Origin of the sequence: Kitasatospora nipponensis (genome assembly GCF_039528135.1) — a bacterium.
Classification (GTDB): Bacteria; Actinomycetota; Actinomycetes; order Streptomycetales; family Streptomycetaceae; genus Kitasatospora; species Kitasatospora nipponensis.
The window spans coordinates 1-558 of sequence record NZ_BAAALF010001016.1 but is presented as its reverse complement, the minus strand read 5'-3'; the positions used below and the strand labels follow the sequence as shown (position 1 = coordinate 558).

Below are 558 nucleotides of genomic sequence, written 5' to 3'. Positions count from 1 at the left end.
GTGACCGAGTGGTTGCCGTGGTCCCGGTGGAAACGGTGCTCGTTCATGCTGACCCCTCTCCATGCCACCCTCATCGTCTCCCCGCGCCGGTCGGCCGTCCATCTGCCGCTCCGTCCGAAATGCCGGATACTGACCTGCCTCACATACTTGGACAAACTGGTACACCGTCAGTTGGTCCACAGGAGGCAGTCATGGCCCAGGCATCCGGCCCGCTCTACGACCCGTCAGGTCCCGTCCCGGTCTCGGGCGGGGGCCGCCGGAACAGCGGCGCCGTCACCGGCCTGGTGCTGTTCGCCGGGGTGATGATGCTGATCGACGGCGTGCTGGGGATCTTCCAGGGCATCGTCGCGATCGCCAAGGACGACGTCTACCTGACCACCCCGAACTACGTCTTCCAGTTCAGCCTGACCACCTGGGGCTGGATCCACCTGGCGATGGGCATCGTGCTCGCGGTGGTCGGCTTCTGCGTGCTCACGGGCGCCGCCTGGGCCCGGGTGATCGGCATCGCGCTGGTCTCGGTCAATCTGCTGCTGAACTTCCTCTTCCTGCCCTACTACC

The 558-nt window shown here is 65.9% G+C and carries 1 protein-coding gene; it reads left to right on the top strand.

What is annotated here, in order from left to right; translation table 11 throughout:
- Window positions 1-191: 191 nt before the first annotated feature.
- Window positions 192-558: DUF7144 family membrane protein (locus ABD323_RS44630; RefSeq protein ID WP_344447683.1), on the top strand; the 367-nt coding region annotated here is incomplete at its 3' end.